Genomic DNA, 24,356 nt, shown 5'->3' on the forward strand with positions numbered 1-24,356 from the left:
GAATGTGCAGTCATCATAAGTTAGCTGTACTGGTTTCAAGTCCCGTGAGCTTGTCAGAAGAATCAATTGCACCGAATCCGACAACACCACAAGATGCTCAACCTGGTTTTGAGGAAGCAGAACCAGTCAATACTTCTATGGATGAGTTTCATCAACTCTACCAGAAGTTATTGGTGATCACACTTGTCTTGAGTGGGATAATATTTATCTCTGTGTGGATTTTTTATTCCCTAAACACTGCCCTGAATTATTTAATAGGGGCGTGTACAGGTGTGGTTTACTTAAAGATGCTAGCTAAAGACGTTGAGCGACTCGGTGGTGAGAAAAATAGTCTCAGCAAAAATCGTTTTGCTCTGGTTATTGGGTTGATTATACTAGCAACTCAATGGCACGATCTACATATTTTGCCTATATTTTTGGGATTTCTCACTTACAAAGCTACCCTCCTCGTCTACATGGTGCAAACTGCGTTCAATCCTGATTCTTAAAAAATCAGGCTCACAAAGAGAATACACCCATCCTCGCACCTTGGGGAAAACGCTTGAAGAATGCAAATGCTTAGTGTCTTAAACGCCTTTAATTCTTTTCCCCTAGCCGAATTAGAAGTGGGTCAACATTTCTACTGGCAATTGGGGAACCTAAAAATTCATGGGCAAGTTTTCCTCACGTCGTGGTTTGTGATTAGCATTTTAGTAATAGCTTCACTAGCCGCTACTCGCAACGCCCAAAAAATTCCTAGTGGCATCCAAAATTTGATGGAATACGCCCTAGAATTTATTCGGGATTTGGCTAAAAACCAACTCGGTGAGAAAGAGTACCGCCCTTGGGTACCATTTATTGGTACATTGTTCTTGTTTATCTTCGTATCGAACTGGTCGGGCGCACTCATTCCTTGGAAGCTAATCAAGCTACCATCGGGTGAATTGGCAGCACCAACCAACGACATCAATACGACGGTAGCATTGGCATTGCTGACCTCCTTAGCGTACTTTTACGCAGGTTTCAGCAAGCGGGGTTTAGGCTACTTCAAGAAGTATATAGAGCCAACTCCGATTCTGTTGCCGATCGCTATTCTTGAAGATTTTACTAAGCCCCTCTCCCTAAGCTTCCGGCTTTTCGGAAACATCTTGGCAGATGAATTAGTAGTAGGGGTGTTAGTGTTGCTAGTTCCTTTATTTATACCTCTACCTGTAATGGCCTTGGGTTTATTTACCAGTGCTATCCAAGCATTAGTATTTGCTACCCTAGCAGGGGCATACATTCATGAGGCAATGGAAGGACATGGCGAAGAAGAGCATGAGGAGCATTAACGCCCTCAGTTGTTAGCACAGTTCAAAAGAGCAACTACGCTCAAAATATCGCAAAAGCGATTTCAGCGAACTCGGTGCAGCGTGAAAAAACACGTCTTAACTAGTTACTACTTTTGTTATTTCTGTAATTAAAGCAAGGAAAATCAACATGGATCCATTAGTTTCTGCTGCTTCAGTTCTAGCTGCTGCTCTAGCAATTGGTTTGGCTGCAATCGGCCCTGGTATTGGTCAAGGTAATGCTGCTGGTCAAGCAGTAGAAGGTATTGCTCGTCAACCCGAAGCAGAAGGAAAAATTCGCGGTACTCTGCTATTAACCTTGGCATTCATGGAATCCCTGACTATTTACGGTCTGGTTATTGCCCTAGTATTGCTATTCGCTAACCCCTTTGCTTAAACCCTAAAGGTTTTGTGGGTGTAGAGACGTGAATTATCACGTTTCTACAGACGGGAAGATTTTGGGTATTAACAATTTTAGATTTTGGATTTTGGATTTTGGATTATCAAAAGTTTTCGGTATATGTTCCGAAACTGGTCGGTTATCAATCTAAAATTCTCAGAACAAAATAACCTTTGGGTTAGTGTTAATCCAAAATCGCAAATCTAAAATCCAAAATCCCTTGACCCTTTTTGGCTATGGGTCTCTAAAATATCAAAGGTTGGATGTTATTGCTAGCCATGAAAACTGCTACTCCAACCTCAAGAGGAGAGAAATGTTTGATTTCGATGCTACCTTGCCCTTTATGGCATTGCAGTTCCTGCTGTTGGCAGCTTTGCTAAATGCAATTTTCTATAAGCCACTGACCAAGGTACTGGACGATCGCGATAACTACATCCGAACGAATACCCTTGATGCTAAAGAACGTTTGGCGAAAGCTGAACGTTTAGCTCAGGAATATGAGCAGCAATTAGCAGATGCTCGTAGACAATCGCTAGCAGTTGCAGAAGCAGCACAAGCTGACGCTAAAAAAGTGACAGCCCAGAAAATTGCCGAAGCACAACAGGAAGCTCAAGCGCAAAGAGAAAAAGCTGCAATTGAAATAGAGCAGCAAAAGCAAGCCGCTATGATTTCCTTAGAGCAACAAGTTGACGGACTTAGCAGGCAGATTCTCGAAAAATTATTAGGGACTACAGTAGCTTAATCAGCTAAAACTGCTAGCCCTGTCAAAGCATAAGCGCATCTGGGCAAGATTCCCAGATCGCTTTATTAAGTGTCAAAAAAACACACCTTTTCCTGCGGAAATTACAAGAAATTTGATTTACCTTCGGGAAATTAAAGACTTAAATTTCTATTGGGAAAAATACAATGTATTAGCAAGCGAGCAGCGCACTTGTAAATGGGTATCACAGGCACTTTCTTATTACTTGCCGCAGAAGCGCAAGCTGTTCAATCTGAGTTAGCAGAAGGCGCAGCAGAAGGTGGTTTCGGTCTAAACCTAGACATCTTAGAAACCAATATCATTAACCTGGCGATTCTGATTGGCATACTATTCTACTTTGGACGTAAAGTTTTAAGCAATATCCTGAGCGATCGCAAGTCCAACATTGAAACCGCGATTCAGGACGCAGAAAAACGCTTAAAAGAAGCACAAGTTGCTCTTTCCCAAGCGCAAGAACAGTTGACACAGGCTCAGACTGAGGCACAACGCATCCGCAAAGCAGCCGAAGAAAGCGCACAAGCAACTAAAGAAGCACTATTGGCAAAGGCAGTGCAAGACGTAGAACGCTTGCAACAATCAGCAGCAGCTGATTTAAACACCGAAAGAGAGCGGGCGTTGACCGAACTGCGGCAGCGAGTAGCCGCCCTGGCATTAGAAAAAGTTGAGTCACAACTGCGGTCTGGGATTGCTGATAATGTTCAACAAGCCATCATTGACCGTAGCATCGCTCAGGTGGGAGGACGGTAATGAAAAGCACTGTAGAAACAGCTGAAATAGCCCAGCCTTATGCACAGGCTTTGATGTCCCTGGCAAAATCAAAAAATCTCGCAGAAGATTTTGGCAGCGAGGCTCGAATCTTAATCAGCCTGTTGCAAGATTCTCAACAACTGAAGAATTTCGTTGATAACCCTTTTATTAAGCCAGACACCAAAAAAGGGGTTATCACGCAAGTTTTAGGTGCAGAAGTTAACCCGTACTTACGCAACTTTTTGTTACTGCTAGTAGACAAACGACGCATTTTCTTCTTAGAGGAAATTCTACAGCAGTATTTATCACTGTTGCGGCAGTTAAATCAAACCGTTTTAGCGGAAGTCACTTCTGCTGTTCCCCTATCATCAGAACAGCAACAGGCAATTGAGCAGAAAGTTATCGCTCTAACTAAAGCTCGTCAAGTAGAACTAGTAACTAAAGTAGACAGCGATTTAATTGGTGGTGTGATCATCAAAGTTGGATCACAAGTAATTGATTCCAGTTTACGAGGTCAACTACGTCGCCTGTCTTTACGCTTAGGTAGCTAGGGCTAGGAAGAAGCAGAGGAATAGAGGGAGCAAGAGAGAAAAACTCATAACTCTTGACTCAGCACCGGCTAAACGCCGCGCTACCGCTAACACTACTCAGCACCTACTGATTACTATCAAATTCTGCCGTCTTGCAAGAAAAAAAGATACACCATGAGCATATCAATTAGACCCGACGAAATTAGTAACATTATTCAACAGCAAATCGAGCAATACGACCAAGAAGTCAAAGTTGCTAACGTAGGAACTGTTCTGCAAGTTGGTGACGGTATTGCCCGGATTTATGGTCTAGAAAAGGCCATGGCGGGGGAATTGTTGGAATTTGAAGACGGCACTATCGGTATCGCCCAAAACTTGGAAGAAGATAATGTTGGTGCGGTGTTGATGGGTGAAGGTCGCGCAATTCAAGAAGGTAGCAGTGTCACCGCTACTGGTAGAATCGCCCAAATCGGTGTAGGCGAAGCCTTGGTTGGTCGCGTTGTGGATGCTTTAGGTCGTCCCATCGATGGTAAAGGCGATATCAAAGCCAGCGAAAACCGTTTGATTGAATCTCCAGCACCCGGTATTATTGCTCGTCGTTCTGTACACGAACCGATGCAAACCGGTATCACCGCTATCGACTCCATGATTCCCATCGGTCGTGGTCAACGGGAATTGATCATTGGCGACCGTCAGACAGGTAAAACTGCGATCGCGATTGACACTATCATTAACCAAAAAGGTGAAGATGTAGTTTGCGTCTACGTCGCCATTGGTCAAAAAGCTTCCACCGTTGCTAACGTAGTCCAAACCCTGCAAGAAAAAGGCGCAATGGACTACACCGTAGTTGTTGCAGCTAGTGCCAGTGAACCCGCTACATTACAATACTTAGCTCCTTACACCGGTGCTACCATTGCTGAGTATTTCATGTACAAAGGCAAAGCCACCCTGGTAATTTACGACGATTTATCCAAGCAAGCACAAGCTTATCGCCAAATGTCCTTGCTGCTACGTCGTCCACCCGGACGGGAAGCTTACCCCGGAGACGTATTCTACATTCACTCCCGCTTGTTGGAACGCGCTGCTAAACTCAGCGACGAATTGGGTAAAGGTAGCATGACCGCACTACCCATCATCGAAACCCAAGCTGGTGACGTTTCCGCATACATTCCTACCAACGTAATTTCCATCACCGACGGTCAGATTTTCTTGTCTTCTGACTTGTTTAACGCTGGTGTGCGTCCAGCAGTGAACCCCGGTATTTCCGTATCCCGTGTAGGTTCTGCGGCACAAACCAAAGCGATGAAGAAAGTAGCCGGTAAGATTAAACTGGAATTGGCACAGTTTGACGACCTCCAAGCCTTCGCGCAATTTGCTTCTGACTTAGATAAAGCTACTCAAGACCAGTTGGCAAGAGGTCAACGTTTACGGGAACTACTCAAACAGTCCCAAAATGAACCCCTGTCCGTAGCTGAACAAGTAGCGATTCTGTACGCTGGTATCAACGGTTATTTAGATGACATCGCTGTTGATAAAGTCACCACCTTCACCAAGGGCTTTAGAGAGTACCTGAAGTCAGGTGTCAACCCTTACTACCAATCAGTACAAAGCAAGAAAGTGCTGGCTGATGATGAAGAAAGTGCATTGAAGGCAGCTTTAGACGACTACAAAAAGACCTTTAAAGCGACAGCGTAGGACAGTGCTGAGTGTCGAGTGCTGAGTGCTGAGTAAGAGGAGTTAAGAGTTGATCAGGAAGTTAGGAGTAGCTTGGCATTCAGCAAATTCTGCCACTCAGAACTCAGGACTCAAAACTCAAGAGTTACTTGGCATTCAACACATTCTGCCACTCAGGACTCAGAACTCAGGACTCGGAACTTAAAAGAATATGCCTAATCTTAAATCAATACGCGATCGCATTCAGTCGGTCAAGAACACCAAAAAAATTACAGAAGCCATGCGCCTAGTAGCGGCGGCGAGAGTGCGGAGAGCGCAAGAACAAGTGCTATCTACTCGCCCCTTCGCTGATAGACTGGCGCAAGTGCTTTATGGACTACAAACCCGTTTGCGCTTTGAAGAAGCCAACCTCCCACTCCTGAAAAAACGGGAAGTAAAATCAGTAGGGTTGTTGGTAATTTCAGGCGATCGCGGTCTGTGTGGCGGCTACAATAGTAACGTCATCCGTCGTGCCGAAAACCGCACCAAGGAACTAAAGGCAGAAGGTGTAGACTACACATTTGTCATTGTTGGACGTAAAGCTACTCAATACTTCCAACGCCGCGACCAACCCATTGACGCTAGCTATACAGGCTTAGAACAAATTCCTACCGCCGATGAAGCAACTAAGATTGCTGACGAGTTGCTGTCTTTGTTCCTTTCCGAAAAAGTAGACCGCATCGAGTTAATCTACACTCGGTTTGTTTCCTTAGTTAGTTCTCGTCCTGTGGTGCAAACTTTGCTACCTCTTGACCCCCAAGGTTTAGAAGCAGCCGATGACGAAATTTTCCGCTTGACAACCCGTGGCGGTCAATTTGAAGTTGAACGTCAGAGCGTGGCTAATCAAGTCCGTCCCTTACCCCGTGACATGATTTTTGAGCAAGACCCAGTACAAATTCTGGATTCCTTGCTGCCTTTATATTTGAGCAATCAACTCTTACGGGCATTACAAGAATCTGCCGCTAGTGAACTAGCAGCCCGGATGACAGCAATGAGCAACGCCAGTGATAACGCTGGTGAATTGATTAAGTCCCTATCGTTGTCTTACAACAAAGCCCGTCAAGCCGCAATTACTCAAGAACTCCTTGAGGTTGTTGGTGGTGCAGAAGCCTTAACTTAGGAAAAAGTCAATTGCTAACTGTGATAAATAGCTAATTGCTGGTGAGTTTTAAACTAGCGATTAGCTATTTTGCTTTCGGTGGTTGGATTTTAATTCCTTACTGCATAGCTATTAGCTAAAAATCTTTATTAAGTTATTTTTTTATGATACTTATTATAATAGTGTTTTTAAAAAATAAATGTCAATAACACCTCTTGAGTGGTTTTGCAATAGCGATCTAAAATATTTTGCAAGTTTATTACCAGATGGTACAGAAAAAATAGATTTAGTTTCAGATTTTGGATGGGAAGAAGGTTATCTTTGGGAAGAGAATGAAAGTATAAACTGCAATCTCCCTAATATATCTGGAATATATGTAGTCAAGCATTTATATATAAGTGAATTTTTATATGTTGGAGAATCTGGTAATATATATAAAAGAATTAAAAATTCACATACAAAACTGTCAGCGATAATAGAAATTCTCCGCTCTTATTCTCCATTAGGAGGGTTTGATAGAGATAGTATAGCTAATGACCTTATCATTTATTTTAAAGAAGTTGATAAGGAAGACTTTGGTGCGCCCATAAAACGCTGTTTAATTTGGTGCGAAGCATTAACTATTGGAATTTTAAGACCTATCTATCAACATAATGTTGAAGATATAAGAAATTTTTTGGAAAGATATGGGTGTTGGTAAGCTGATGAGTGAGATCGCACTGTGCCAAAGGCAAGGTACGAGATGCGATATCACCCCATGTAAAGCAATGTAAAGTGATGCGCCAGTTGTGTTATTGATACTACACCTGCAAGCATTGATAATCTGATTCGGGTGTAATACGTAAACGCACGCCTGGCAGCAATTGTCACAGGCTGGTACAGTTGCCAAGGGTGCGATTGTAGAAAATTACAATCACACCTCAATATTATTCTGTTCTGTCCTTGTTATATTCTTCTGGTAGATTTGCTTGATCGGACTTAATGAGCCTACTAATAGTCTCTATACTTATACTAACGCTTGCTACTAAGGGTATGTAAATAGGGTCTTTTACAGCCAATCCAACAGATATTACTAGAGAAACAGTTAGTGCAGAAGTGATAATCTTGTTTTGCATATATTTTCAATTGAATTATGTGGCTCAGTGACTAGAAGTTACTGAGTCTTTATTTAATCAAGACTCAGAGGGTGTAGCAACGGTATAAAAAAACGCCTTGTTGAAGCATTGCACACAAACACTAGTTATCGTCGTCAAGCGTGCTAGCTAGCATCGACTGAGATCCAAGCTTGCTGAGTATTGGCTAGCCTATGGCCAATGCTGAGAAATAAAGCTACTCCGCCTTGCCTATCTGAACCTGATTTCGGGATAAGAAATCCTCAAAACCCTTGATTACTATTTGTTTGGTCTGAAGCTCTGTTTTAATTTCTTCTCAATAAGGCATATTCTTGAGATTAGACTCATTTGTGAACCTTATTGATAAAATGATTGCTCTCTAATCGCCCAATTTTCCCATAGCTAGGTTGTAGTGTTTGTTTAGGTATGGGGTCTGCAAAGCAAATAAAATAGAGAGGAAAACCCGAATACCCGGAGTTAATTGCATGGTTTCCTCAGAACTAATCTCGGCATTACGGGGTCTGAATCGTGCAGACAAATTCCATGTCATGCAAATTTTAATCTCAGAACTAGCAAAACAAGAAATGGATCTAATTAAACCTAACCAATCCTATCCAGTGTGGTCGCCCTATGATGCAGTAGAAGCAGCAAACACTATGCTACAATTCTGTCAAGATGGAAAATAGCCACGATTTAGAAGATGAATTGCGCCCTGAATACGACTTTAGCAAGATGACAGGCGGAGTCAGAGGGAAATACGTCGAGCGTTATCAAGCTGGAACTAATGTAGTGTTACTCGATCCTGATGTGGCTCAAGCCTTCCCCACCAGCGAATCAGTTAACGAAGCACTGCGGTTGCTGATGCAAATTGCCCAAAGGCAGAAGCCTCACAATGCGTTAGACGCAACCGCCCAAACTTAAAAACCAATTAGTAGAGCGATCGCTACATCTGCCGTTATTCACACCTATCATGGTGATCATGCAACTTCAAAAGATTGACCTACTGGAATTAAGTCTTGTGTTTCTTGTCTTTCTAATTTACTTTTAATATCTTCAAATTTTCTGATTGTATCTGCATGATAAAAACGTTCTCCACAATTTTGACAAACTAAAGCATTAACTTTTAATGTTGCTGTATTACCACCACTTCTAATAAATTGCCATTACAAATAACACATTTATCAATGGGAATCATGATTATTACCTCCTAATATGATTGTGTTAATCATTGACGATAATTGAATCTTTGACTAGATATGAATCAAACAACCCTATCTAGGGTAGTAATTTAGTGTGATTTAAATGATCAGTCTGTTTTTTAAATCCGCCAGTCAATCCACTGATTAAAGATTGCCGGGGTTTACTGTCAATCAGAATAGTGGTATCGACAAGCAATAATCGTTAAATACTCATCATCCACCGCATAAACCAACCGATTTGTGTGATCAATTCGCCGCGACCAAAAGCCAGCTAGATTTTCCCTCAGTGCTTCTGGCTTACCGATACCCTCAAACGGTAGTCGGATGGTTGCTTCAATCAGCTTGTTAATTCGTTTTAATGTTTTCTTGTCTTGCTCTTGCCAATATAAATAATCATTCCAAGCCTCATTTGTCCATCCTAGTTTTCTAGTCATTCAACAAATTTCGCTCCACTACTTTCCCCTGCTTGAACTGAGCAATAGAACGCTCCAAATGGGCAGCATTAGCGGGAGAGTTTAGCAAATGAACAGTTTCCAGCAAACTATTAAATAACTCTAGTGACATCACCACAGTATCCTCCGCATCCCGTCTGGTGATGATTGTATAGTCGGTATCTTCTACCACTCGGTCTAAAACAGCCTTGAGGTTATTTCTCGCTTCGCTAAATGAGACGATTTTCATTTGCTTGATTCTTGTACTGTTTATTGTACAAGTATAACAAATCCACAATATATTTATTTCTGGAGGCGATCGCTTTTCTCTAGAATCTCAACCTTATTTACCCACAATTGTAAAATCGCGTATTATAATTAAGGTATAGAGACATGGGTCCGTAACGGTTTCGACAGGTTGGCGAACGCTACTCTATGATTCAGGTCGAGAGTGAGTCGTCTCTCGCAAATCAAAGACTCAAAAAAAAAGTAAATGCGAATAACATCGTTAACTTTGCTCGTAAGCCTGCTACTGTAGCAGTTGCCTAAAAACCTCTCAAAGGTTCGAGCGTCTTTAGTCTGACTCCGTTAAAGATTAGAGACCAACCCCCAACGGACGCTCTAGCAAGTGTTCTCTGGTTAGCTTGCTAGCTAAGATTCAATCAGAGTATCCTACGTTCGGGATAATGAACGATTCCCGCCTTGAGGGTCAGAAAGGCTAAACCTGTGAACGAGTGGGGGGTCAATACCCAATTTGGACAGCAGTTCGACTCTGCTCGGATCCACTAAAATAACTAAAAATCCACCTAGTTTTAGGTGGATTTTTTTTGAACGGTACTTACTAGCTCAATTGTTCAAATTTAAATTTTCCTTTAATAAATTTGTTCAAATATTGACCTTTAGACGGTGCATTGTCTAAGTCTTCCTTGACACTAGGAGGTACTTTAAAATACTCGTAAACACTTCCACTATCAAATTCAATAGTTAGTGTTTGAGTTGTTGAATCGTAGCGAACTTCCTTAATAAAACTGCCTTCAGGCTTAAGTAAGGGAAATGCAATTACATCCCGAATACTGGCAGAATCGGTTAATAACATCACTAATCGATCAATCCCGATACCTAAACCGCCTGTGGGGGGCATACCATATTCTAAAGCGGTGAGGAAGTCTTCATCTACGCCTTGGGCTTCTAAGTCACCGGCTGCTTTTTTTTCAGCTTGGGCTTCTAGGCGTTGTCTTTGGTCGATGGGGTCTGTTAACTCTGAGAAACTGTTAGCAGTCTCCCGTCCGACCATAAATAATTCAAACCGTTCCACTAAACCAGGTTGAGAACGGTGAGGTTTAGCTAATGGTGAAATTTCTACGGGGTAGTCAATCACAAAAGTAGGCTGAATTAAGTTGGTTTCTACCTTTTCTTCAAAGGCTAAATTCAGTATTTTACCTATAGTTTGGGCTTCATCTACACCAGGAATCCTAGCATTTTTACTTGCGGCTTTCGCTTCTTCCAAACTTGAGAAAGAATTGAAATCTAAACCTGTATATTCTTTGACTACATCGTGCATTGTCACCCGTCGCCAAGGTGGTGTTAAATCTATACTTTCCCCTTGGTAGGTAATTTGCAACGTACCGAGAACTTCTTGGGCAACGGTGGTAATAATGCCTTCCGTCAACGCCATCATATCGTTGTAGTCGGCGTAGGCTTGGTAAACTTCAATTGAGGTAAATTCAGGGTTATGGCGGGTAGAAATTCCCTCGTTGCGGAAAATGCGCCCTAATTCAAAGACTTTTTCAAAACCACCGACAATTAACCGCTTTAAATGGAGTTCTGTAGCTATTCGCAGATACAGTTCCATTTCCAGGGTGTTGTGATAGGTGACGAAGGGACGCGCATCTGCACCGCCGGCTTCACTTTGCAATACTGGGGTTTCAATTTCTAGGAAATCCCTCTGTTCTAAATAGCGGCGAATACCTGCCGTAATTTGGGCGCGACGGCGGAAGGTTTGCCGGACTTCGGGGTTAACAATCAAATCAACGTAGCGTTGACGGTAGCGTTTGGCCACATCCGTTAATCCGTGCCACTTGTCGGGTAGGGGCAGGAGGGATTTGGTGAGGATGGTGTATTGTTTGACGTAGACCGATAACTCGCCCTTTTCAGTCCGTTTAATTGTACCTGTGACTCCTAGGATGTCGCCTGCATCTGTGAGTTGTTTGAGGTGATTAAAAGCATCAGCATCAACGTCTGCCATGCTTTCTTGAATACGATTTTTATCCAGGTAAATTTGAATTGTGCCTGTTTCATCTTGCAAGGTGAAGAAAGCCAACTTACCGAAAACACGACGCGCCATAATGCGTCCAGCAATGGCGACTTCTACATCAACTTCTTCACCACTGGGTAAATCGGCAAATTTTTCTTGCAATTGGGCGGCGTGGTGGGTAGATTCCCAACGGTAAGCGTAAGGATTTGTCCCTAGCTGCTTGAGTTGTTCTACTTTCTCCAGCCTAGCGGCACGGATATCTTCTTCCGACATGGTAACGAACTATTCAGAGGGCAAGATTAATTATAGATGCTGTAAAAGTGGACAGTAAGAGATTTTTGTCCTTGATAGTGCGATCGCTACAATCAAAATACTATGACACAAACAAAAGTACGCTTGTGGAATGTAGACGAATATCACCGGATGTTGGCAACGGGTATTATTGCCGCCGATGAACGGGTAGAACTGATTGCAGGGCAAGTAATTCCGATGAGTGCTAAAAATCCTCCCCACGCAGCCACAACCCTGTGTGCTTCTGATTATCTTAAGCGGCTGTTGGCGGAAGTTGCCTTAGTTCGTGTACAAGATCCCATTCAGTTAAGCCAATACTCTGAACCTGAGCCGGATATTGCCATTGTTCGCATCGATCCGCGAAAATACATTGACCACCATCCTACATCACAGGAAGTATTTCTATTAGTTGAGGTAGCGGATACAACGCTAGAGACAGATCGTAGACAAAAAACACCTCTTTATGCTCAAGCCGGCATTACTGAATACTGGATTTTAGACGTAAATAAATTTCAGGTTTATATTTTCCGCGAACCAAGTGGGGCGACTTACAAGCAAGAATTTATCTTAGGGGAGAATGCAACATTATCTTTGCTCGCTTTTCCAGAGATGGAAGTTGAGATTAGCCAGTTATTTCCCTGATTTGATGAAGTGAAGCGATCGCCTCCATCATACCGAAAGCGATCGCTATTTTGTCGAACCAATTGTGCAGAAGTTTTAATTAGGTAGTGAATATCTAACTAAAGTTGCTTTGATTTTCAAATTGATAAATTGCTCTATAGCTTTGATAAGGTGTTCCTGTTCTGGTTGCAAGTCTATTGCTAACAAGGCTTGATTGAAATTATGACCAGAATGCAGTTGATGTTTGAGTTCGGTAAGTTGGGATGGAGTTAAGACAGCCGCTATTTCTTTATTACGGCGTTGCAGCATACCTTGGAGTTGTTGACGCTGCAAGGGAGTCAAATCCAGTTCAGTCAAGTTGGGGTAGTCAGTAACGATATTGCCACTAACGACATTGCCAGCAGAGTTAATAATTGTCTCAGAGGGGGTATGAAATCCAAAAGGTGCTGCCAAGGCAATACCCGGCAAGAAGAGGACAAGGGCAAGAATCGTAGCTAATACAGATAGCGATAGCCACTTGGAAAATTTAATTGCCATGTTTAGCAGTTCCTAAGCGGAATTGGATGTTGGTTGTTTGTCATTTGTGAAATTAGGAGTCACATTTGAGATTTTCCCACTCTTGAAGGAATGATCAACCTGAAAATAATCTCTCTAATGCTGAGGCTACACTTGAGACGAAAAAAACGGAGTCTCTTAGACAACCGTTTTGTAGGGATTGGAGATTGGGGATTGGGGAAAAGAAAGCAGGGGGAGAAAAATACAGTGCCTACCTAGTCACTACTCATTACTCAGCACTCATTACTCAATCAGATTGTTTCCGTTTATCAATTTCTCGTTGTAATTCTTCAATTTTGCGTCGTAAAGCTTCTACTTCAGTATCTGAAGTTTGAGCATTGACATTAACTGCACCGGCAGCAGGCGATCGCTGATAATTACCTCGGCGAATTTCTTGATATTCTGATGATGTTGCCCATTGTCGTAAATATTGCACTCTCTCCACCGGGAAAGGATGAGTCAGCATCATCCCTTGTGCGCCGTTGTACATTAAGAATTTATACACTTGATTTAGTCCATCTTCATCCAGTGCCTGATAGTTTTCTGACTGTTTGATAAACTCTTTTAAACTACATTCATTGGCATATTTGTTACTACCGCCAGATAGTTTCATCATTGAAGACATCACGGTATCTAGATCATCAATCACTAACAATGCTGCTCGATCTGCTGATAACTCAGCTTTACGCCGCCATTCAAAAAACGCGTAAATTAAGGCTTGAGTGACGAAATTGCCAATACCAAAGGTTAATTCGCCGATAACAGACGCAGCACTCATCGCCCACATCGCCATTTGAATTAAAATAGTATGACCACATTTAATATGTCCCAGTTCATGGGCTAACACCGCCCTAATTTCGGCTTCATTAAGTAAGTCTAGTATCCCTGTATTTATGACTATGTAAGGATGCTCTTGACCCAAGGCATAGCTATTGGCTTGGGGATTTTGTTCAACAAACAGTGCTGGTTCTGGATAAATATCTAAATCCCGCACACATTCACGAAACATCTGGTAAATAGTGGAATATTGACGCGGCCCGACTTGGATGGTGTTGCCCATTAGATAGACTAACTGAGGGCGTTCGTAAACAAATTCCACAAATTTACGAGCAATTAAATCAAATCCTGGTAAATTGCGTAAAGCTTGCTCGGCTTGGCGATCTAGCGGATGCCTAAAGGCTTCGCTGGAAATTCCTGTGTAAGTTGGCATAATTCAGGATGATAGTCGGTGAGTATTAACCATTGTTAGCAGTCAGTAGCAGGCAGAGGAACTAACAACCCACAACTGACAACATAATAGAAGTGGGGCTATTGGCTCAAACAGTCACTTTGTATGGGATTAAAAGCGTGTGATTGAGGCAGAAGTTCATTTGTCATTACATAACTTCCTGCGATCGCAGGCGGGTTTCCCTTCCTGGCCCCATCATTTGACGATGGCTCGGTTGGTAGCACGCGCCTTGCGCGTAGGCCGGAGTGCTTTAATTCAAGTAGGGGCAGTTTGTGGCTACCAAGGGCGGTATCGCACTAGTTTTATTGCCTCTGCTTTAATGTGGCACGGGTCTGTAATTATTGTTGCCACAGAAGCAGTACAGCAACGTCTACTGCGAGTGGAAATTCCCCGCTTACAGCAATGGCTACAAGTTAACAAACCAATCAGAACAGGTGACGCTTGGCCTAATTCTGAGTTCCAAGGGCTACTCCTCACCTCCCCAGAAGCTTGGTTAAAGGGTCAGTTAACATCTAGTGATGATTTTCCCCCAGGCATTCCGACAATTATTGATGGTGTCGATGATTTGGAAGATTGGGTACGTCATCAGCTTACCCAAACAATTCAACCCCAAGACTGGGATCAACTCATCCTTGCTTGTCCTCGTGAAGCTGATGCAGTTCGGACTGCACGGGCGGAACTCACCCACGAAATATTCCAGCATCCGGCTAATCCCTACGAATGTTATTTGATTGCTCAATCAGAAGCGGATATCTTAACTCGTCTCTGTGGAGTTTTAGAATCTGTTGAGGGTATACCAACCGTCTGGAAAGAATTTTGTCAGCAGTTCTCAAAACTCAACGATAATTCTGCCAATCTCCCCATTACTTCACCCCCTCCACTTTTTTGGTCAACTATTGCCCGTCGCCAAGGTTTATTTTCGTTACACTACGCGCCAATGGAATTAGGCAGTATTCTCGCCCCCATTTGGCAAAGGCAACCCGTGGTATTAGTTGGTAGTGCTTTAGAGCCAGAAACCGAAGCACCTCTGTTTCGGCAACGCTTGGGGTTAGATGATGTAACTTGCTTGAAGTTCGCCTCTGATAGCCAATCAGAAGCCATTCAACTGCATATTCCTTATAAGCTACCTCTCCCCAATACACCAGAATTTCAAGCGGCATTTATTCATAAAGTGCGGACACTTTTGTGTTTGAGTGCCACAGCCCCAGGATTGACGGTGTTATTGATAGGAGATGTACCACTCAAGGCGCAATCTGGAGCAATTCTCGCCGCCGAGTTTGGTTCACGGGTACAGGTGGAAAAAACTTGTTTGGATGATAATGGTATTTTGGTCAGTGGTTGGGAGTTTTGGCGAGAACATCAAGCTGTATTGCCTGCACCCCAATTGTTAATTATTGCAACTTTACCCCTACCATCTTTAGAGAATCCCCTGGTGGCTGGTAGGGTAGCTTACTACAAGCGATCGCATCAAGATTGGTTTCGGTTATTTCTCTTACCCACCGCATTGAATGAATTACAACGGGCAGTTGCGCCTGTACGCGAAAGCCAAGGGGTTGTGGCTTTACTAGATAGTCGTGTAGTCAACCGTAGCTATGGTTCTCAAATTCTCGCTGCTCTGAGTCCGTTGGCACGTCTGAACTATCTAGATCCAAGTTTGTTTGCTCAAGGTAATGAAGACAATTCTGTTTAGATAGTTACTGTTGAGCAATGTGAAGTTCATCTGTTTCGTAGTAACGGTAAAATACTTATTGATATTGACTGAGAACCTGCACCGAATTGTGGATTTCTGATTATGGGTGAAGCAAAGCGTCGCAAAGAAGCACTAAAAGAAGAATATGCTCAAGAGGCTCGTATCTTGTCTTGGGTCCCGATAACCAAAAAGCAAGCAGAACTATTTATGGAGTGGACTACTCGCGGCACTTGGTTCTGTATTGGCATTATAGTTTTCATCTGGGTGACGATCCGTTTTATCGGGCCGGCGTTTGGCTGGTGGCAAGTAGTTTAACAGTGAACAGTTATCAGTTAAATCCTTGGGTCTAAGCCTACGCCGATACTCCTGGTAACGCATAACTGATAACTGATAAATGATTTGGTCTAAGTTGTTAAATTAGCTAAAACCTCTGTGTATCAGGGAGTTTACTCGATTTTTCAAGCTTGCTCTATTGAAACTGATATTTATTTATAACCATCGTTAGAGTGACTAACTTCAACTCTCCCATATGATTGGCTAACAGAGTTAATGGAAAATTCACCTACTGGAATTTGGAAGTATAAATAAATCGGATGTTGGACTTCATGCCAGATGTAAACATGAGGTGATAGAGCTAGAGTGCCGTGTGAACAATCACACAAAAAAACATCTTTCCTGTTTTCTCCTTTCTCTAGCCTCATATCTATAGGAGATTTGTAACGTTTACAACCAACCAAAGCTCATAATGGCTTTGTTGACGTTATCATTACTGGGATTGCGTGTAAAAAGCTCATGAATGGCAATCAGTGCTTTTTCTGTGGTTGACGAATGCCAAACTTAGGTTAACCTTAGAGCGATGCCTGCGGTGGGCTACGCCTACGCTGCCAGTAACAAACTAAACAGACGCAGCTTTGTAAAGATAGTATTAATTTTACCAATTCTGCCTGCTAACCTTAACTTGCAAAGTGAATAGTTTGATACGGCAACAGATGCAGTTTTCTCTTAACCTAAGCCAAGGTAGCTAATTAACTATCTTATAATCATCTGGTAATTGTAATGAATAGTTTACAATACCAATGGATGAGAAAATCTAAAGAAAATATAAAAGAGACTCAAATGACCGTGGTGTCTGGAGGGCAAAAGTGTTTCTAAGACTAGCACATCAACATCGGCAATTCGTTCAAGACTTGGTAATGAACCTACAAGCCTTGGCAATTGTACTAGAACGGCGGGGATATCCTGCATCTTGTTACACCTGCGGCGACCAAATGAACAGTGCTTCATTTATGGTTAGCTTGGGAAATAATCACCTGATTCGGTTTTTAGTATCCGACTATGGGATCACCTGGACAGAGATGCGGGACGATCGCGAATTGATGAAATTAGAAGGTGCGGAAGCTATTAACCAGTTGCAAGAACTAGCCGATATTGTGAAGCAACCTACACAAGTTATTGGAGGTAGCAAGGTTTTAGCAAAAAGAGGCTAAAAAATACTTGTTCTCTTAGTGTAACTACAATTCATCTCTAATAATCGATGCTCACGTTGAGAATCGATGAAATTCTGCTTGAAAATTATTGGTTTGTGGCTTGATAGCAATTAATTAGCTAAATGCTGTGCTGTGTCTGAATTTTGAGTGCAGAATCTAGCGTAATTCATAATTTACCTACTCTCCAGGACAAAAAAGTAAAAAGCTTTATTTATATGCTTATGGGCTATTTTAGCTAGTAGCTAGTAGCTTTATTTCTGCCGCGCCATAACAGTCCCAGAGTTAGTTCTTTTAGTCAGGACTTACGCAAAAACTCTTTCAAACCCTTATTTCTCTGTGTTCTCTGCGTCTCTGTGGTTCTTTATTCCGTAATTTGTGCGTAAGTCCTATTAGTTACGAATTACGAATTACGAATTCTTTTACAAGCCATTACCAATCAAAATAAAAGATGCCCAATAGTATGGGTGATTCAAGCTACCAGTGTTAGGGGCTGAAATAGCTTTATTATTTGCCGGAAAATCACCTTTAATTAGGGCTATTTGGGCTTTTTGTAAGGCTGTAGTTTTTGTGATATCGCCTCTAGCTAGTTGATCATAAAAGGCACTCATAAGAACTTGTGTACCACCATCATCTACAGTCCAGAGTGATGCAATAGCAGATTTAGCACCCGTTCTCTGGATTTGGTAGCCGAAACCTAAAATTTCCTGACCGTTGCCTAACTTACCGCCTAAGCCAGTTTCGCAGGCACTCAACACGACTAAATCCACCCTGGGTAATGACCAAGTAGCAATATTGGTGAGATTCACGCGATCGCCATTGCCAAATAAAATAAATGAATCTTCTGGCTTACCCACAACAAACGCCGCATGAGTCGCCAAATGGACAATTGTGTAGTCATCCATTTGCGGTACTGTAACTTCGGGACTAAAAGCCTGATCTAAAAGGGTCTTAGTTTGGGGAAAGGTAGACGCTAAAGTTTTGACTTCTATACCTGCAAATGGTAAACCAGAAAGAGCTACGCGGCGATTACCCAAGGCTACTTGATAGTTACCTTGAGTAAAAGCACCCGCTAAAATCCGTAAATCTTGTTTTCGCGGCGTGTTCAAGCTAGTCAGGCTGGCGGCGGTAATGTGATTAATATTGAACTCTTCGACTAACCATTGTTTGCCGTTATGCAAGGCCGATAAAGGGACATAGCGTAACTTACCATCGGGTGCATAGAGTATGGTTTGTGTTCCCGCCTGTTTGAGTTCTGTTTCTAGGGGTTTAATTAGCCAGTTATGCAATTGGCGTGCGGGTGTTTTAATATCCCGACTAGGATTTGTTAAGGCTTGACGGAAAGCTGTAATAGTTTGATTGAGTTTTTCATCACTAACCGCTACTGTGCGATGAATTGGCGGTGATTCTGGTGTGACTAGCACCAATTCCAAACTATCTTTGAGAACTAAGGGATAGATAATCGCAGCTTTTTGCGGTAATCGGGCTAAATCATCTCTCAGGGCGTTAATACTTTCTAAATCTAAATTTTGCTGTCTAGCAGTCCGGCTGAGTTGTTGTAGTTGTGCGGTGATAGCTGGACTAGTCAGAAATGTGTTAAAGGCCTCTAGTTGTTGCTGCTGCTGTGTCACCAACTCCTGGAGGCGTTGCTTTTGTTGTGGCGATCGCGCTTGGGGTGTTATTTTTCTTAATATGTTTAATTCTTTGCCGAGTTCTACTGCATTATCTAAAGTTTGCTCTAGTTTTTGTTTAACAGCTGTTTCTCCGGGAATAATATTAATACCTTTAGCGGTGCGTTGATTACCGGGAATATTCTGGAGATATTCTTGCAGTTCCTCAACTTTGAGTAAATCAATTGCCCTTTGTGCTTCGGTTACACGTCCTTGTTTAAGCAAGTTTTCACCCAAAAGTCGGTATGTCTGAGCCACAGTGATACTATAAGCATCTGGTTGTGGTAAAGAAAAAACAGATGGTTGCAAGCGTGCCAACTCGCGGTTGATCAAACAATGCTTGTAGAAAAAAATTGCTAACTCTGGTTGTTGTTGAGCTTTAAATAACTGACCAATATTGCTGTAAGTTTTGCCCAACTGCACCCTATCGCCAATTTCTCGATTAATCACTACAGCTTGCAGATAAGCTTGCAGTGCTAGGGAATACTCACCTTGATGTTGATGAACTCTACCGATATTATTGAGGGTGACAGCTTCCCAAAATGGTAATGCTGTGGTTCTACTGCTGCTTAAAGCTTGCTGTAACTTTGCTATTGCATTTGGGAACTGGTCTTGCTGAGATTGGGCGATCGCTTGTATATTTAATTGCTCAATAAAATATTTGTCCTTGTCGTTAGATTTTACCTGAGCATTAATAGTGACCCGTTGATTGTTTGGTTCTAATCTCCCACAACTCAGCAGGAGAAGCAACGGTAAAGCTACAATTTTAAAATACTGGAGATTAGTTTGCATAAAAAAACACTCCTTTGATTGGGGAGCGTGAATGCTAATCATTGGAATTAATATTATAATTCAATACTTTTTTATGCTATTCCAGATATCGAAAAAACCTAGTGATTGAGAAAATTGAAGATGTCTAAAGAACAATCTAGCCAAGCACAACTCCCACCCACTAGTGCGATTGAACTCCCCTCAATTAGTGAATTCAATACTTGGTTTACATATCCTGTAAGAGTTCAACCCCATCACACTGATTATGCTGGTATTGTTTGGCACGGTACTTATCTAACTTGGATGGAAGAAGCACGGGTAGAATGTTTGCGTTCGATAGGTATTGATTTTGCTGATTTAGTAGCTTTGGGCTGTGATTTACCAGTTGTAGACCTTTCTATCCGCTATCACCGTTCTATTCCTTTAGGTATGGAGGTGTTGGTAAAAACTCGCATGGCGGAAGTGACTGGTGTCCGCATCAATTGGGATTATGCGATCGTTTCCATTGATAGGCAGGAATTATATGCTACTGCCAAAGTCACCTTAGTGGGTTTAGATCGAGAAAGAGGGAAGATTATGCGTCAGTTACCCGCAAGTGTTCAGGATGCTTTCGCTAAAATTACGGCACCCAAGAATAACTGATCAAGACAAAAATATGATGCAGTAGAGATGTTAATAATTAATATCTCTACTTGCCGATGTTAATTTGTGATACCGTTTGAGCAAAATTCATAATCTGATTCCATATGTCTTGCGGCGTAATGCCAAAACCAATATTCAATAAAATGAGAATTGCTGCAATAGTTAAGGCGTTAGTAATAGTTGCTTTTAATACCTTCCAAACTATGATAAATACGATCCAAGCTAAAATTAAGGTAGGAATCATATAAGTTTAATTCTGTAGATTGAATGTTTTTACAAGGTTTTTAGTAAGTTCTAAGTGTTTAGTAAATTGTTGCCTACGGGACGCTAGCACTCAGCTTGCTTTGCTACCGCCAACCCCGGAGGGTTGCGCATAAAGCATCATAGACAAACGCTACGCGAATACTACAAACTTGATTTATCACCATTACTCGCACGAATTTTCAGCAATGTGTTATTTTTAGCTATGGTGGTTATTATTTAATAAGTAAAATTTGGAGCAATCACCGCCTAATAATTATACAGTAAGCAGACACTGCCATTCCGGAATAAACGCAGATGTTTAGACATAATTACTAAAATATTTTTATTTTTTAGTAATTATATAGAAAAATTATGAATTAACAGATATGAAAAAATTTGAGGGTGGTGTGATTTAATCACCATCCTCTATATTTTTTGCCAAATCTAATACGCTATAACGACAATACCCAGACAGTTACCAATAGATAAAAAGGTTATAAGTAGAACGACTTGAAAAAACTAAACTATGTTAAGTAATGTAAAAAAACTAGAATTGAGTTCGTAGTAAGGACTTTAGTCCTTTTTTGTTCGCCGAACGTCTGTCTACGACACGCTATGCGTTGGCGTAGCGTCCCGCAGGGAACGGAGAGAACGCAGAGAGAACTAAAGTTCTTACTACAAACCTTTAATTATTTACCCGTTCTACTTATTGCATAACCCATTATTTTGCCTGATTACCGATCATAGTATTACAGCCTGGCGTATGTATAGCTACCAGGTTAAAAACAGTAAAAACATTGATATCCGAATTTTTTGCTAGTGATTTAGCTGACCGAAATTATACGCGGGTTGGCAGCTAAATTTTTAGTTGTAGTTAACACTTCTTGTCTTGCCCATTGATCTGCTGCCAAAATGTCATCTAAAGCAGGATTCGCACAGTTATCATTTTGATGGCGATCGCACACCGATTCAATACACCGAGGAATATCTAAAAATGTAATTTTCTCTTCTAGGAATAAAGCCACTACCTGCTCATTAGCAGCATTTAACACCGCAGGCATAGAACCGCCAGCCTTACCAGCAGCATAAGCTAACCGCATACAAGGATACTTTTGATGGTCTGGTTCGCGGAAAGTAAGATTTCCCGCTTTGACTAAATCTAGTCTTTCCCAGTTAGTATAAATACGTTCCGGCCAAGACATCGCATAAAGTAGGGGTAAACGCATATCTGGCCAGCCTAATTGTGCTAGTACCGAAGTATCTTGTAGCTCAATTAGCGAGTGAATGATGCTTTGGGGATGGATAACAATATCGATATCTTCATAATCTAAGCCAAACAAGAAATGAGCTTCGATTACTTCCAACCCTTTATTCATCAAAGTGGCAGAATCAACAGTGATTTTACGTCCCATTGACCAGTTAGGATGCTTGAGAGCATCAGCAACTTTCACCTCTGCTAACTTGGCTACATCCCAATCCCGGAATGCTCCCCCAGAAGCTGTGAGTAGAATCCGTCGCAAACCACCTTTAGGAACACCTTGGAGACACTGAAAGATAGCCGAATGCTCGGAATCAGCCGGGAGTAATTTGACACCATGTTTTTCGACTAAAGGCAAAACTACTGGGCCACCAGCGATGAGAGTTTCTTTGTTTGCTAAGGCAATATCTTTACCAGCTTCAATGGCGGCAATTGTTGGTAGCAAACCCGCACAACCCACAATACCTGTAACCACGGTTTCGGCATCACCATAGCGAGCGACTTCAATTACACCCGCTTCGCCACCAAGTAAAATAGGTTGGGGATCAAGGTCTTTCAAAGCTTCTTGGAGTGCTGGCAATTTTTCTGCGGCGGAAATCGCTGCTATACTTGGTCGGAATTGCCGAATTTGAGCCGCTAGCATTTCTACATTGCTCCCAGATGCCAATCCCACAATCCGAAACTGATCTGGGTACTGAGTGACGATATCTAAAGTCTGAGTACCAATTGAGCCGGTAGAACCAACAAGAGTTATAGCTTTCACGATTGCTTAAGGATGTACAGATAACTCTCACTATAAATTGCTGGGGACTCATTCAGAACAGCGATCGCCACAATCCATACTGCTTTTTGGGAAGTAAATTTACTAGAAAGTAACTATAGACTTAGTATAATTTCAGATTAAATTTATCATAATTAATGCTTAAAATGAGCAAAATTGAGAGTATAGAAAATTTACTGCTAATTTAGTCCATTTCAGTGTAGGATTTTACATCAAGGTATTGCCAACATAGGTAAAACAATATATTTCAGACAAGCTCATGGTGACAGTTCAGATATTGCTCAGAAAAGTTTTATGGAAAAATAATAGTTTCTTTCCCGTAGGGATGTGGTTTCTCAGTCGAGTAATTATCTGGACTACCATGTTATTGGTTACACCAAAGCTGTCTGCATCATCCAATTGGCACTGGGGAATTTTTGACGCTTGGGATGGCATACATTATCGAGCGATCGCCACTACTGGGTATGAATTTATCGATGATGGCAAACAACATAACTTAGCTTTCTTTCCCCTATTTCCCTTCAGCATTAGGGTGTTAATGAAGTTAGGCTTATCTTTTGAAGTTGCTGGACTGGTGATCAATAATTTGGCATTTTTGGCAGCCCTTTACTATTTATATTTTTGGCTAAAGGAGTGTTATGGCACAAAAATTGCTCAGTGGGGTACTGCTGTGCTTTGTTGTTATCCCGCCTCTATGTTTACAGGTGTAGTTTATACTGAGGGATTATATTTATTTTTAAGTACAGCGACCTTACGGGCTTTTGATCAAAAACAATATCGCTGGATGGCACTGTGGGGTGCAATGGCCACAGCTACACGTCCCACAGGGTTAGCTTTAATACCCGCATTAATTATCGCATCAGTCAAAGAACGTAGAAGTGCGATCGCATATCTTGCTAGCTTGTCCACTGCCACAGGTGTATTATTATTTAGTCTCTACTGTGCCATAAGATTTCACGACCCTTTAGCCTTTATCGCTGCCCAACGCGGCTGGCGGCCTTCTTTGGGCTTTGATTGGCAGGGTTGGTTAAATATGCTGATGCAAATTGTAGTAGGGGCTAAAAATTGGCATTTTGGCTGGGTAGAAAATTCATCAGGCTTAATTAACGATCCTTGGCATCCTCTAATTTTTAGTTTGATTAGCGGGGGCGGTTATTGTTTATATTACTTCCGTAAATCCCTGACCTCTGCAAAGATAGTCTACGGCTTTTATGCTTTAGTTTTATTGTTGCTGATCTGGGCAAATATAGATTTAATCAATCAATTACTTAATGCTTTGATGGTTTTGGGTGGTAGTTATCTTTTGTGGTGTTGCCGTCAACAACTCACTCCAGTGACCGTCATTTATGGTTTTTGTGGTGTCGGATTGCTGTTAGCCTCTGGAGGTACTATATCCTTAAGCCGTCTTGCTTACGGCATAGTGCCTTTGAGTGTAGCAATTGGTATGTTAGTATCTCGCCATCCTCGTTTGGGATCTTTCGTCTTGGGTTTATTCGTAGCATTACTTGGCAAGTTAGCTGTGGGATTTGCTCAAGAACAATGGGTGGGGTGACATTTTTTTTGTCATCAA

Annotated in this window: 26 protein-coding genes and 1 other RNA gene; 18 read left to right on the plus strand and 9 right to left on the minus strand. The window is 41.9% G+C overall.

The features are described from left to right. Positions 1-2 precede the first annotated feature (2 nt). The 11 genes from ACM0OR_RS02885 to ACM0OR_RS02935 all read left to right on the plus strand — a co-directional run bounded on the left by ACM0OR_RS02885 (position 3) and on the right by ACM0OR_RS02935 (position 8,589). Complete coding sequence (locus ACM0OR_RS02885; RefSeq protein WP_414574926.1) at positions 3-488, plus strand: ATP synthase subunit I; 486 nt, start codon at positions 3-5, stop codon at positions 486-488. A gap of 60 nt (positions 489-548) precedes the next feature. Continuing rightward, complete coding sequence (gene atpB / locus ACM0OR_RS02890) at positions 549-1,310, plus strand: F0F1 ATP synthase subunit A (RefSeq protein WP_190702112.1); 762 nt, start codon at positions 549-551, stop codon at positions 1,308-1,310. A 148-nt stretch (positions 1,311-1,458) separates the two neighbouring features. Next, entirely contained in the window at positions 1,459-1,704 is a 246-nt protein-coding gene (atpE, locus tag ACM0OR_RS02895; RefSeq protein WP_015112744.1) for an ATP synthase F0 subunit C, read from the plus strand. Between the two features lie 316 nt (positions 1,705-2,020). Continuing rightward, positions 2,021-2,449: a F0F1 ATP synthase subunit B' gene (locus ACM0OR_RS02900; protein ID WP_190702109.1), complete on the plus strand. Its 429-nt coding sequence runs from the start codon at positions 2,021-2,023 to the stop codon at positions 2,447-2,449. 195 nt (positions 2,450-2,644) lie between these two features. After that, positions 2,645-3,214, plus strand: coding sequence for a F0F1 ATP synthase subunit B (locus tag ACM0OR_RS02905; RefSeq protein WP_414574927.1), 570 nt, complete (start codon positions 2,645-2,647; stop codon positions 3,212-3,214). Then, positions 3,214-3,765 (plus strand): ATP synthase F1 subunit delta, encoded by a 552-nt coding sequence (gene atpH, locus ACM0OR_RS02910; protein WP_414574928.1) that lies wholly within the window; start codon positions 3,214-3,216, stop codon positions 3,763-3,765. The genes ACM0OR_RS02905 and atpH overlap by 1 nt, the downstream gene beginning before the upstream one ends. A 153-nt stretch (positions 3,766-3,918) precedes the next feature. Then, positions 3,919-5,439 (plus strand): F0F1 ATP synthase subunit alpha, encoded by a 1,521-nt coding sequence (atpA, locus tag ACM0OR_RS02915; protein ID WP_414574929.1) that lies wholly within the window; start codon positions 3,919-3,921, stop codon positions 5,437-5,439. Positions 5,440-5,629: 190 nt separating this feature from the next. Further along, positions 5,630-6,577 carry a F0F1 ATP synthase subunit gamma gene (locus tag ACM0OR_RS02920; protein ID WP_190702096.1) on the plus strand — a complete coding sequence of 316 codons (948 nt, stop codon included), beginning with the start codon at positions 5,630-5,632 and terminating at the stop codon, positions 6,575-6,577. A gap of 178 nt (positions 6,578-6,755) precedes the next feature. Continuing rightward, on the plus strand, positions 6,756-7,256 hold the full coding sequence (locus ACM0OR_RS02925; RefSeq protein ID WP_414574930.1) for a hypothetical protein: 501 nt from the start codon (positions 6,756-6,758) through the stop codon (positions 7,254-7,256). 897 nt (positions 7,257-8,153) lie between these two features. Then, positions 8,154-8,354 carry a hypothetical protein gene (locus ACM0OR_RS02930; RefSeq protein ID WP_414574931.1) on the plus strand — a complete coding sequence of 67 codons (201 nt, stop codon included), beginning with the start codon at positions 8,154-8,156 and terminating at the stop codon, positions 8,352-8,354. Further along, entirely contained in the window at positions 8,344-8,589 is a 246-nt protein-coding gene (locus ACM0OR_RS02935) for a hypothetical protein (RefSeq protein WP_414574932.1), read from the plus strand. Before ACM0OR_RS02930 ends, ACM0OR_RS02935 begins: the two co-directional genes overlap by 11 nt. A 56-nt stretch (positions 8,590-8,645) precedes the next feature. Here ACM0OR_RS02935 and ACM0OR_RS02940 read toward each other — a convergent pair whose 3' ends face one another. The 3 genes from ACM0OR_RS02940 to ACM0OR_RS02950 form a co-directional block, all read right to left on the minus strand. Then, positions 8,646-8,822, minus strand: a complete 177-nt coding sequence (locus tag ACM0OR_RS02940) for a YgiT-type zinc finger protein (protein ID WP_414574959.1) — start codon at positions 8,820-8,822, stop codon at positions 8,646-8,648. Between the two features lie 212 nt (positions 8,823-9,034). Beyond that, positions 9,035-9,301 (minus strand): Txe/YoeB family addiction module toxin, encoded by a 267-nt coding sequence (locus ACM0OR_RS02945; protein WP_414574933.1) that lies wholly within the window; start codon positions 9,299-9,301, stop codon positions 9,035-9,037. Then, the gene (locus tag ACM0OR_RS02950; RefSeq protein ID WP_414574934.1) at positions 9,294-9,548 is read right to left on the minus strand and encodes a type II toxin-antitoxin system Phd/YefM family antitoxin; all 255 of its coding nucleotides are present in this window, start codon (positions 9,546-9,548) and stop codon (positions 9,294-9,296) included. Before ACM0OR_RS02950 ends, ACM0OR_RS02945 begins: the two co-directional genes overlap by 8 nt. A gap of 145 nt (positions 9,549-9,693) precedes the next feature. Between ACM0OR_RS02950 and ssrA the strand changes: the two genes are divergently transcribed. After that, positions 9,694-10,086: a transfer-messenger RNA gene (gene ssrA, locus ACM0OR_RS02955) on the plus strand. A gap of 53 nt (positions 10,087-10,139) precedes the next feature. Here ssrA and lysS read toward each other — a convergent pair. Next, positions 10,140-11,825 (minus strand): lysine--tRNA ligase, encoded by a 1,686-nt coding sequence (gene lysS, locus ACM0OR_RS02960; protein WP_414574935.1) that lies wholly within the window; start codon positions 11,823-11,825, stop codon positions 10,140-10,142. Positions 11,826-11,927: 102 nt separating this feature from the next. Between lysS and ACM0OR_RS02965 the strand changes: the two genes are divergently transcribed. Next, positions 11,928-12,485, plus strand: a complete 558-nt coding sequence (locus ACM0OR_RS02965; RefSeq protein ID WP_414574936.1) for a Uma2 family endonuclease — start codon at positions 11,928-11,930, stop codon at positions 12,483-12,485. Positions 12,486-12,560: 75 nt separating this feature from the next. Here the strand turns inward: ACM0OR_RS02965 and ACM0OR_RS02970 are convergent, their stop codons facing one another. Next, a complete protein-coding gene (locus ACM0OR_RS02970) occupies positions 12,561-13,001 on the minus strand; it encodes a hypothetical protein (RefSeq protein ID WP_414574937.1) in 441 nt (146 codons plus the stop codon). 265 nt (positions 13,002-13,266) lie between these two features. Beyond that, positions 13,267-14,229, minus strand: coding sequence for a M48 family metalloprotease (locus ACM0OR_RS02975; RefSeq protein ID WP_414574938.1), 963 nt, complete (start codon positions 14,227-14,229; stop codon positions 13,267-13,269). Between the two features lie 139 nt (positions 14,230-14,368). Here ACM0OR_RS02975 and ACM0OR_RS02980 point away from each other — a divergent pair, with 139 nt between their 5' ends. The 3 genes from ACM0OR_RS02980 (at position 14,369) to ACM0OR_RS02990 (ending at position 17,424) form a co-directional block, all read left to right on the plus strand. Then, positions 14,369-15,937 (plus strand): helicase C-terminal domain-containing protein, encoded by a 1,569-nt coding sequence (locus ACM0OR_RS02980; RefSeq protein ID WP_414574939.1) that lies wholly within the window; start codon positions 14,369-14,371, stop codon positions 15,935-15,937. 102 nt (positions 15,938-16,039) lie between these two features. Continuing rightward, the gene (locus ACM0OR_RS02985) at positions 16,040-16,252 is read left to right on the plus strand and encodes a DUF2839 domain-containing protein (protein WP_190702065.1); all 213 of its coding nucleotides are present in this window, start codon (positions 16,040-16,042) and stop codon (positions 16,250-16,252) included. Between the two features lie 827 nt (positions 16,253-17,079). Next, positions 17,080-17,424 carry a DUF1815 family protein gene (locus ACM0OR_RS02990; RefSeq protein WP_190702062.1) on the plus strand — a complete coding sequence of 115 codons (345 nt, stop codon included), beginning with the start codon at positions 17,080-17,082 and terminating at the stop codon, positions 17,422-17,424. 419 nt (positions 17,425-17,843) lie between these two features. Here ACM0OR_RS02990 and ACM0OR_RS02995 read toward each other — a convergent pair whose 3' ends face one another. Continuing rightward, on the minus strand, positions 17,844-19,883 hold the full coding sequence (locus ACM0OR_RS02995; protein WP_414574940.1) for a CHAT domain-containing protein: 2,040 nt from the start codon (positions 19,881-19,883) through the stop codon (positions 17,844-17,846). A gap of 120 nt (positions 19,884-20,003) precedes the next feature. Between ACM0OR_RS02995 and ACM0OR_RS03000 the strand changes: the two genes are divergently transcribed. Beyond that, on the plus strand, positions 20,004-20,504 hold the full coding sequence (locus ACM0OR_RS03000) for a thioesterase family protein (RefSeq protein WP_323267150.1): 501 nt from the start codon (positions 20,004-20,006) through the stop codon (positions 20,502-20,504). Between the two features lie 46 nt (positions 20,505-20,550). Here ACM0OR_RS03000 and ACM0OR_RS03005 read toward each other — a convergent pair whose 3' ends face one another. After that, the gene (locus ACM0OR_RS03005) at positions 20,551-20,748 is read right to left on the minus strand and encodes a hypothetical protein (protein WP_323267151.1); all 198 of its coding nucleotides are present in this window, start codon (positions 20,746-20,748) and stop codon (positions 20,551-20,553) included. A gap of 823 nt (positions 20,749-21,571) precedes the next feature. After that, complete coding sequence (dxr, locus tag ACM0OR_RS03010) at positions 21,572-22,768, minus strand: 1-deoxy-D-xylulose-5-phosphate reductoisomerase (protein WP_414574941.1); 1,197 nt, start codon at positions 22,766-22,768, stop codon at positions 21,572-21,574. A gap of 277 nt (positions 22,769-23,045) precedes the next feature. Between dxr and ACM0OR_RS03015 the strand changes: the two genes are divergently transcribed. Further along, the gene (locus tag ACM0OR_RS03015; protein ID WP_414574942.1) at positions 23,046-24,338 is read left to right on the plus strand and encodes a mannosyltransferase family protein; all 1,293 of its coding nucleotides are present in this window, start codon (positions 23,046-23,048) and stop codon (positions 24,336-24,338) included. The last annotated feature ends 18 nt before the right edge of the window (positions 24,339-24,356 follow it).

The organism is Anabaena sp. CCY 9402-a (assembly GCF_963920945.1).
GTDB lineage: Bacteria > Cyanobacteriota > Cyanobacteriia > Cyanobacteriales > Nostocaceae > Trichormus > Trichormus minutissimus.

What these genes read in the sequence shown, in the direction of transcription:
- ACM0OR_RS02885 (WP_414574926.1), top strand. Translation starts at nt 3, where the DNA reads ATGTGCAGTCATCATAAGTTAGCTGTACTGGTTTCAAGTCCCGTGAGC.
- atpB (WP_190702112.1), top strand. Translation starts at nt 549, where the DNA reads ATGCAAATGCTTAGTGTCTTAAACGCCTTTAATTCTTTTCCCCTAGCC.
- atpE (WP_015112744.1), top strand. Translation starts at nt 1,459, where the DNA reads ATGGATCCATTAGTTTCTGCTGCTTCAGTTCTAGCTGCTGCTCTAGCA.
- ACM0OR_RS02900 (WP_190702109.1), top strand. Translation starts at nt 2,021, where the DNA reads ATGTTTGATTTCGATGCTACCTTGCCCTTTATGGCATTGCAGTTCCTG.
- ACM0OR_RS02905 (WP_414574927.1), top strand. Translation starts at nt 2,645, where the DNA reads ATGGGTATCACAGGCACTTTCTTATTACTTGCCGCAGAAGCGCAAGCT.
- atpH (WP_414574928.1), top strand. Translation starts at nt 3,214, where the DNA reads ATGAAAAGCACTGTAGAAACAGCTGAAATAGCCCAGCCTTATGCACAG.
- atpA (WP_414574929.1), top strand. Translation starts at nt 3,919, where the DNA reads ATGAGCATATCAATTAGACCCGACGAAATTAGTAACATTATTCAACAG.
- ACM0OR_RS02920 (WP_190702096.1), top strand. Translation starts at nt 5,630, where the DNA reads ATGCCTAATCTTAAATCAATACGCGATCGCATTCAGTCGGTCAAGAAC.
- ACM0OR_RS02925 (WP_414574930.1), top strand. Translation starts at nt 6,756, where the DNA reads ATGTCAATAACACCTCTTGAGTGGTTTTGCAATAGCGATCTAAAATAT.
- ACM0OR_RS02930 (WP_414574931.1), top strand. Translation starts at nt 8,154, where the DNA reads ATGGTTTCCTCAGAACTAATCTCGGCATTACGGGGTCTGAATCGTGCA.
- ACM0OR_RS02935 (WP_414574932.1), top strand. Translation starts at nt 8,344, where the DNA reads ATGGAAAATAGCCACGATTTAGAAGATGAATTGCGCCCTGAATACGAC.
- ACM0OR_RS02945 (WP_414574933.1), bottom strand. Translation starts at nt 9,301, where the DNA reads ATGACTAGAAAACTAGGATGGACAAATGAGGCTTGGAATGATTATTTA.
- ACM0OR_RS02950 (WP_414574934.1), bottom strand. Translation starts at nt 9,548, where the DNA reads ATGAAAATCGTCTCATTTAGCGAAGCGAGAAATAACCTCAAGGCTGTT.
- lysS (WP_414574935.1), bottom strand. Translation starts at nt 11,825, where the DNA reads ATGTCGGAAGAAGATATCCGTGCCGCTAGGCTGGAGAAAGTAGAACAA.
- ACM0OR_RS02965 (WP_414574936.1), top strand. Translation starts at nt 11,928, where the DNA reads ATGACACAAACAAAAGTACGCTTGTGGAATGTAGACGAATATCACCGG.
- ACM0OR_RS02970 (WP_414574937.1), bottom strand. Translation starts at nt 13,001, where the DNA reads ATGGCAATTAAATTTTCCAAGTGGCTATCGCTATCTGTATTAGCTACG.
- ACM0OR_RS02975 (WP_414574938.1), bottom strand. Translation starts at nt 14,229, where the DNA reads ATGCCAACTTACACAGGAATTTCCAGCGAAGCCTTTAGGCATCCGCTA.
- ACM0OR_RS02985 (WP_190702065.1), top strand. Translation starts at nt 16,040, where the DNA reads ATGGGTGAAGCAAAGCGTCGCAAAGAAGCACTAAAAGAAGAATATGCT.
- ACM0OR_RS02995 (WP_414574940.1), bottom strand. Translation starts at nt 19,883, where the DNA reads ATGCAAACTAATCTCCAGTATTTTAAAATTGTAGCTTTACCGTTGCTT.
- ACM0OR_RS03000 (WP_323267150.1), top strand. Translation starts at nt 20,004, where the DNA reads ATGTCTAAAGAACAATCTAGCCAAGCACAACTCCCACCCACTAGTGCG.
- ACM0OR_RS03005 (WP_323267151.1), bottom strand. Translation starts at nt 20,748, where the DNA reads ATGATTCCTACCTTAATTTTAGCTTGGATCGTATTTATCATAGTTTGG.
- ACM0OR_RS03015 (WP_414574942.1), top strand. Translation starts at nt 23,046, where the DNA reads ATGGTGACAGTTCAGATATTGCTCAGAAAAGTTTTATGGAAAAATAAT.